This is a genomic window from Arthrobacter mangrovi (assembly GCF_026011795.1).
Classification (GTDB): domain Bacteria; phylum Actinomycetota; class Actinomycetes; order Actinomycetales; family Micrococcaceae; genus Crystallibacter; species Crystallibacter mangrovi.
The window spans coordinates 92,301-99,630 of the sequence record NZ_BRVS01000027.1; the positions used below are offsets into that span (position 1 = coordinate 92,301).

At 64.3% G+C, this 7,330-nt stretch carries 8 protein-coding genes; all 8 read left to right on the forward strand.

All coding sequences use genetic code 11. The features are described 5' to 3' along the window. Positions 1-12 precede the first annotated feature (12 nt). Positions 13-1,902 carry a propionyl-CoA synthetase gene (locus tag AHIS1636_RS18175; RefSeq protein ID WP_264797263.1) on the forward strand — a complete coding sequence of 630 codons (1,890 nt, stop codon included), beginning with the start codon at positions 13-15 and terminating at the stop codon, positions 1,900-1,902. Positions 1,903-1,923: 21 nt separating this feature from the next. After that, a complete protein-coding gene (gene purU, locus AHIS1636_RS18180; RefSeq protein WP_264797264.1) occupies positions 1,924-2,787 on the forward strand; it encodes a formyltetrahydrofolate deformylase in 864 nt (287 codons plus the stop codon). After that, positions 2,784-3,200 (forward strand): YidH family protein, encoded by a 417-nt coding sequence (locus AHIS1636_RS18185; RefSeq protein ID WP_264797265.1) that lies wholly within the window; start codon positions 2,784-2,786, stop codon positions 3,198-3,200. Before purU ends, AHIS1636_RS18185 begins: the two co-directional genes overlap by 4 nt. Then, a complete protein-coding gene (locus AHIS1636_RS18190; RefSeq protein WP_264797272.1) occupies positions 3,200-3,583 on the forward strand; it encodes a DUF202 domain-containing protein in 384 nt (127 codons plus the stop codon). Before AHIS1636_RS18185 ends, AHIS1636_RS18190 begins: the two co-directional genes overlap by 1 nt. 110 nt (positions 3,584-3,693) lie before the next feature. Continuing rightward, complete coding sequence (exaC, locus tag AHIS1636_RS18195) at positions 3,694-5,217, forward strand: acetaldehyde dehydrogenase ExaC (protein ID WP_264797266.1); 1,524 nt, start codon at positions 3,694-3,696, stop codon at positions 5,215-5,217. Between the two features lie 3 nt (positions 5,218-5,220). Next, positions 5,221-5,625, forward strand: a complete 405-nt coding sequence (locus tag AHIS1636_RS18200) for a DUF779 domain-containing protein (protein WP_264797267.1) — start codon at positions 5,221-5,223, stop codon at positions 5,623-5,625. Between the two features lie 52 nt (positions 5,626-5,677). Next, entirely contained in the window at positions 5,678-6,487 is an 810-nt protein-coding gene (locus tag AHIS1636_RS18205) for a thymidylate synthase (protein ID WP_264797268.1), read from the forward strand. 64 nt (positions 6,488-6,551) lie between these two features. Next, positions 6,552-7,330, forward strand: a 779-nt coding sequence (locus AHIS1636_RS18210) for an AMP-binding protein (protein WP_264797269.1), incomplete at its 3' end; no start/stop codon positions are given.

Genomic DNA, 7,330 nt, shown 5'->3' on the forward strand with positions numbered 1-7,330 from the left:
AAGGAATTCGGGATGTCGCTGTACCAGCAGGCTTACCGTGCCAGCCTTGCCGACCCGGAACAGTTCTGGGACCAACAGGTATCCTTAATCGACTGGGTGGAACGCCCCCACTCCGTACTGGACCAGACAGCAAAACCGCTGGCCCGCTGGTTTCCCGACGGCCGGCTGAACACCTGCTTCAATGCTTTGGACCGGCATGTTGCCCAAGGACGCGGCAGCCAGGCAGCTATCCACTATGACAGCCCGGTCACCGGAACCCGTCGAACCCTCACCTACGGCCAGCTACTGGACGACGTCTCGGCGTTCGCGGGCGGCCTTGCCTCGCTCGGCGTCGACACGGGCGACCGGGTGCTCATCTACATGCCGATGCTCCCCCACACCGCAGTGGCGATGCTCGCCTGCGCCAGACTCGGCGCCGTCCACTGCGTGGTGTTCGGCGGCTTCGCCGCCGCCGAACTGCGAAGCCGGATCGAGGACTTCCGGCCCAAAGTCGTCATCACCGCTTCATGCGGGATCGAACCGAAAAGAATCGTCGAGTACAAACCGATCGTGGATGAAGCCCTGGCTGCGGCGGGGCACCGTGTGCAGCGCTGCATTGTGCTGCAGCGGCCGCAGGCCGAAGCTTTAATGGTGCCCGGGCGCGACATCGACTGGGAAGACGTCCACGACACCGGCCGGGCCGCTCCGACCGGGTGCCGTACCGTCGCCTCCGACGACCCCCTCTATGTCCTGCATACCTCGGGCACCACAGGCAAGCCCAAGGGCATCGTCAGGGACAATGGCAGACACGCGGTCGCCATGGCGTGGTCCATGAAGAATATCTACGGCATCGGTCCCGGAGACGTCTGGTGGGCCGCCTCGGACCTCGGCTGGGTAGTGGGCCACTCCTACATTGTCTACGCCCCGCTCATTGCCGGTGCCACCACCGTGCTGTACGAGGGCAAACCCGTGGGAACCCCCGATGCCGGCGCATTCTGGCGCGTCATTCAGGACTACCAGGTGTCCGGACTTCTGACCGCGCCCACCTCGCTGCGGGCCATCCGCAGGGAGGACCCGCAGGCCGCCGAGGCAGACCGGTATGATCTGTCCGGCCTGCGGAACCTGTTCCTGGCCGGCGAAAGGCTGGACCCGGAAACCTATGCCTGGGCCTGCGAGGTCCTCGGAATACCGGTGACCGACCATTGGTGGCAGACCGAGACCGGCTGGCCCATCGCTGCAAATCCCCGCGGCCTGGAAAGCCTGCCGGTCAAACCCGGATCATCGACTGTTCCGGTCCCCGGCTACGACGTCCGCATTCTGGATGCGGCCGGCCGTGAGGCGCCTGCGAATACGGAAGGGGCGGTGTGCCTGAAACTGCCCCTGCCCCCGGGCACCTTGGCCGGCATATGGGGAGATCCCCGGCGCCTCGAACGGTCCTACTTGTCCACCTTCCCGGGTTACTACCTGACCGGGGACGGCGGTTACATCGACGAGGACGGCTACGTGCACATCCTGGGCCGGTCCGACGACATCATCAATGTCGCCGGGCACCGGCTGTCCACCGGAGCCATGGAGGCCGTCCTTGCCCAGCACCCGATGGTCGCCGAATGCGCCGTGGTCGGCATCGACGATGCACTCAAGGGACAGCTGCCCCTGGGATTGGTTGTCCTCAAGACCGGGGCCGCCATCGATTCCGGCACACTGCAGGCGGAGCTGGTCAGACAGGTCCGGGCCACCATCGGAGCCGTGGCAGCCTTCCGGAAAGTCCTCGTGGTCCCGTCGCTGCCCAAGACCCGGTCCGGCAAAATCCTGCGCAAGACCCTGCGGGAAATTATCGCCGGACAGGACACCGGAGTGCCGCCGACCATTGAGAACCCGGAAGTTCTCCAGCTGCTGCGCCCGCTGCTAGCCGCCTCCTCCTGAGCCTTTGAAAGGAGCCCTGCCATGTACGAAAACACATATGTGCTGTCATTGTCGTGCACCAACCGGCCAGGTATCGTCGCGGCCGTCTCGAACAAGCTGCTGGAACTGGGCGGAAACATCACCGATGCCCAGCAGTTCGACGATCTGACCACCGGGCGGTTCTTCTCCCGCATCGAGTTCGAGACACGCGGTCCACAGCTGCCCGTCCAACGGTTGCGCGACCGGCTCGCAGCTGTCCTGGATCCGCTGGAAGCAAACTGGCACGCGCGCCACCTCAACGAACGCAAACGGATCCTGCTGCTGGTCTCCAAACAGGACCACTGCCTGGCGGATCTGCTCTACCGGCAGCGGACCGGCGAACTGCGGGCGGAGATCGCCGGGATCATCTCGAACCATCCCCAGACCGTCCATTCCAGCGTCGGTCTGGGCGACATCCCCTATTTCCACATGCCAGTTGATCCCGAAAACAAACCCAAACAGGAAGAAAAGCTGCTGGCCCTCACCGGAGAGCTCCAAGTCAACCTTGTCGTCCTCGCCCGCTACATGCAAGTCCTTTCCGACCCTCTCTGCTCAGAACTCGCGGGATGGTGTATAAACATTCACCATTCCTTCCTGCCCGGGTTCAAGGGCGCCAAGCCCTACCATCAGGCGTACGACCGCGGCGTGAAACTGATCGGCGCCACCGCCCACTACGTCACCGGCGAACTGGACGAAGGACCGATCATCACCCAAGACGTCGAGCCGACCAGTCACCGGGACACCCCCGGGAGCCTCGCCCGCAAGGGACGGGACATCGAACGCAGGGTCCTGGCCTCGGCCGTTCACCACCATCTGGAAGACCGGGTCTTCCTCAACGGCAAGACCACCGTGGTGTTCCCCGAATGAGCACCGATGTCAGAAACCCACGTCCAGACACGCCTCACCGGGTGCGCGGCCGCTTGGAATCCCTTGTCCTGAACCACGGGGACGAACCCGACCCCCGGTTTACCCTGGCCAATGAACGGACATTTCTTGCCTGGATCCGCACCTCGCTGGCATTCCTCGCAGCAGGCATTGCCATCGAGGCATTTGCCGACGAGCTGCTGTCCGCCCCCCTGCGCACTCCCGTCGCGGGCGGGCTCCTCAGCGGTGCTGCACTCATTGCCGCTTTGGCCGGCATTCGCTGGCTCCGGGTGGAACGCGCCATGCGCCATAAGGCACCGCTGCCCCTGGCCCCGTTCGCGCCCATCGTCGCTGCCATCGGAATCCTGGGAACCTCCATCCTCCTGTTCACCTTGATGAGCCAAACAGGAACATGATGCCGCCGGCTACCGGCCCGAATGGGCTCCGTGTGGATGCGCCTGGTTCCCTGCACCAGGACCCCGGGCTGCAGCCCGAACGCACTGCACTGGCATGGAACCGAACCGCCTTGGTGCTGATCATCACCGCCCTGATGTTTCTCCGCTGGATCCCATTGTTCGGGCCGGTCGCCTCCTTCCTGTCAGCAGGTGCTGTGGCCGTGGCACTGGGGGCATCCATAGGCCGATCGCGCCGCTACCGGCGCCAGTCTGCAGGCATACGGTCCGAATCTCTGGCGCCGGCCGCGTCCGGCGTCGCCTGGGTCACGGCAGCCGTGTTTGTCCTCGGCTGCGCGGGTGCCGTTCAACTGAGCCTCGGTGCGATAAGCCAATTCACCCCCTAGAAAAGTACACCCCAGGAAAAAGCTTGACAGTACTGTACGGTTTCGTACTGTATTTGTATCAGATGTGATCTTCGCCCGACCTATCCCGCAATCAAACAAAGGAGCTAATGATGACTATTTATGCACAGCCCGGCACGGATGGATCGCCGGTCAGCTTCAAGTCCCGCTACGAGAACTGGATCGGCGGCGAATGGGTGGCCCCGGTCAAGGGCCAGTACTTCGAGAACATCTCCCCGGTCACCGGCAAGCCGTTCTGCGAGGTCGCCCGCGGCACTGCCGAGGACATCGACCTCGCCCTGGATGCCGCGCACAAGGCCGCACCGAGCTGGGGCAAGACCTCGGTGGCCGAGCGCGCCGCGGTGCTGAACCGGATCGCCGACCGGATCGAGGAGAACCTCGAGCTGCTCGCCGTCGCCGAGACCTGGGACAACGGCAAGGCCGTCCGCGAGACCCTCGCCGCGGACATCCCGCTGGCCGCCGACCACTTCCGCTACTTCGCCTCCGCCGTCCGCGCGCAGGAAGGCCGCCTGTCCCAGCTGGACGACGACACCACCGCGTACCACTACCACGAGCCGCTCGGCGTCGTCGGCCAGATCATCCCCTGGAACTTCCCCATCCTGATGGCCGTCTGGAAGCTGGCCCCCGCACTGGCGGCGGGCAACGCCGTCGTCCTCAAGCCCGCGGAACAAACCCCGGCGTCCATCCTGGTGCTGATGGAACTCATCGCCGACATCCTGCCCGCCGGCGTGGTCAACGTCGTCAACGGTTTCGGCGTGGAGGCCGGCAAGCCGCTCGCCTCGAGCCCGCGGATCCGCAAGATCGCCTTCACCGGCGAGACCACCACCGGCCGGCTGATCAGCCAGTACGCCTCGCAGAACCTCATCCCGGTCACCCTGGAGCTCGGCGGCAAGAGCCCCAACATCTTCTTCTCCGACGTCGCGGCGGAGAACGACGCGTTCTACGACAAGGCACTGGAGGGCTTCGCGCTCTTCGCCTTCAACCAGGGCGAGGTCTGCACCTGCCCGTCGCGCGCGCTGGTCCAGGACTCGATCTACGACTCCTTCATGGCGGACGCCTTGGCGCGCACCGGGAAGATCATCCAAGGCAACCCGCTGGACACCGACACCCAGATCGGCGCCCAGGCCTCCAACGACCAGCTGGAGAAGATCCTCAGCTACATGGACATCGGCAAGCAGGAAGGGGCCAAGGTCCTGGCCGGCGGGGAGCGCAACATCCTCGACGGCGACCTGGCCGAGGGCTACTACGTGAAGCCGACGGTCTTCGAGGGCACGAACAACATGCGCATCTTCCAGGAGGAGATCTTTGGGCCGGTGGTCTCGGTGACCCGGTTCTCCGATTACGCGGAGGCGATGGAGATTGCCAACGACACCCTGTACGGCCTGGGCGCGGGCGTCTGGAGCCGCAACGGCAACGTGGCCTACCGGGCCGGGCGCGAGATCCAGGCGGGCCGGGTGTGGGTGAACAACTACCACGCCTACCCGGCGGGCGCGGCGTTCGGCGGCTACAAGTCCTCCGGCATCGGCCGCGAGAACCACGCGATGATGCTCGACCACTACCAGCAGACCAAGAACCTGCTGGTCAGCTATAACGAGAACAAGCTCGGGTTCTTCTAAACCATGTCCATTCCCGAAACCGGCCTCGCGGCGGCGGTGGCGATTCCCGGAGAGGACTTCTCCCGGGTCTCGCTCACCCCGCCCGCGGTCGGGCTCCTGCAGAAGCTCTGGGACCGCCACGGGCCGCTGATGTTCCACCAGTCCGGCGGCTGCTGCGACGGTTCCTCGCCGATGTGCTACCCGGCCGAGGAGTTCATCACGGCTGACGCCGACGTGCTGCTGGGAGTGTTCAACCTCCCCGGCCGCGGCCCGCTGGACTTCTGGATGTCCCGGGAACAGTTCACCTACTGGCAGCACACCCACCTGACCGTAGACGTGGTCTCCGGCCGGGGCAGCGGCTTCTCGGTCGAGGCCCCAGAGGGCAAACGCTTCCTGATCCGCTCCCAGCTGCTCGGATACACGGGCTGACGTGCTGTCGGCAGCGTGTCCATCGACGGCGCTGATACGTATGAAAGCAAGAATGAATAACCGCAAGATTTCTCAGTATGAAGATCTGCTTCGTGATGTCCGAACCAATGGACAACGCGGGGATGACCGCACCGGGACAGGAACTATCAGTGTTTTCGGACGACAGATACGTTTTGATCTCGATGCAGGGTTCCCGCTGGTCACCACGAAACGGGTGCACTTCAAATCGATCGCACTTGAGCTTCTGTGGTTCCTCAGCGGGGATTCCAACGCCCGGTGGCTGCAAGACCGCGGCGTGACCATCTGGGATGAGTGGGCTAATGAAGACGGGAATCTGGGCCCCATTTACGGGGTTCAGTGGCGTTCATGGCCTGCACCGGAAGATCGGGCCATAGATCAAATCGAGCAGCTGATCAAATCACTTCGAGCCAACCCTGAGTCGCGCAGGCATGTTGTCTCAGCTTGGAACCCGGCCTCCCTCCATCAAATGGCTCTGGTTCCATGCCACGTTCTGTTCCAGTTCCACGTTTCACAAGGCAGGCTTTCCTGCCAGCTTTACCAGCGAAGCGCCGACATGTTCCTGGGCGTTCCCTTCAACATTGCCAGCTATTCGCTGCTAACCATGATGCTGGCACAGCAGCTGGATCTGGAACCGGGGGAATTTATCTGGACAGGTGGAGACTGCCACATCTACCTGAACCACCTAGAGGCCGTCGACAGGCAACTGGAACGTAGCCCGTACCCAAACCCGCAACTCACGTTCAACAGGAAACCACCCGCAATTTTTGACTATCAGTACGAAGACATCAGCCTGCTCGATTACCGGCACCACCCCCTCATAACTGCACCGGTCGCTGTGTAATCGGCAACCACGCCCAAGACCTGACAACGCGGTCTCTGTTCTGTCAACACCTTAGGAAACCTAGATGATGCAATTACCTGCAACCCTCGCGAACCTGCTGCACGAGGACCGCCGGTTCGCCCCGGACCCGGAGTTCGCCGCTGGCGCGGCGGTCCAAACCGGTGTCTATGCCGAGGCCGATGCCGACCGCGTGGCGTTCTGGGCCAAGCAGGCCCGCGAGCTGCTGACGTGGGACACGGATTTCACCCAGACGCTGGACTGGTCCGGAGAACCCTTCGCGAAGTGGTTCGTCGGCGGCACCCTCAACGCTGCCTACAACGCGCTGGACCGCCATGTCGAGAACGGCCTGGGCGACCGGGTGGCTATCTACTTCGAGGGCGAGCCCGGCGACACCCGGACCTACACGTACGCGCAGCTGACCGAAGAGGTCAAGAAGGCGGCCAATGCCTTAGAGTCACTCGGGGTGGGCAAGGGAGACCGCGTCGCCGTCTACCTGCCGATGATCCCCGAGGCCGTCATCACGATGCTGGCCTGCGCGCGGATCGGCGCCATCCACTCGGTGGTGTTCGGCGGCTTCTCCGCGGATGCGCTGCGCAGCCGCATCGACGATGCTGAGGCCAAGCTCGTCGTCACCGCTGACGGCACCTACCGCCGGGGCAAGCCGAGCCCGTTGAAGAACGCGGTGGACGCCGCGCTGGAGGCCGAGGGCCACAGCGTCGGCAACGTCGTCGTCGTGAAGCGCAACGGCGAACCCGTGGACTGGCACGAGGGCCGCGACCAGTGGTGGCAGGACGTGGTGGAGACCGCCCCGGCCGAGCATTCGCCGGTCCCGCACGACTCGGA

Bases quoted from the DNA above. Each gene is read 5' to 3' on its own strand.
- AHIS1636_RS18175 (WP_264797263.1), top strand. From the start codon at position 13: ATGTCGCTGTACCAGCAGGCTTACCGTGCCAGCCTTGCCGACCCGGAA.
- purU (WP_264797264.1), top strand. From the start codon at position 1,924: ATGTACGAAAACACATATGTGCTGTCATTGTCGTGCACCAACCGGCCA.
- AHIS1636_RS18185 (WP_264797265.1), top strand. From the start codon at position 2,784: ATGAGCACCGATGTCAGAAACCCACGTCCAGACACGCCTCACCGGGTG.
- AHIS1636_RS18190 (WP_264797272.1), top strand. From the start codon at position 3,200: ATGCCGCCGGCTACCGGCCCGAATGGGCTCCGTGTGGATGCGCCTGGT.
- exaC (WP_264797266.1), top strand. From the start codon at position 3,694: ATGACTATTTATGCACAGCCCGGCACGGATGGATCGCCGGTCAGCTTC.
- AHIS1636_RS18200 (WP_264797267.1), top strand. From the start codon at position 5,221: ATGTCCATTCCCGAAACCGGCCTCGCGGCGGCGGTGGCGATTCCCGGA.
- AHIS1636_RS18205 (WP_264797268.1), top strand. From the start codon at position 5,678: ATGAATAACCGCAAGATTTCTCAGTATGAAGATCTGCTTCGTGATGTC.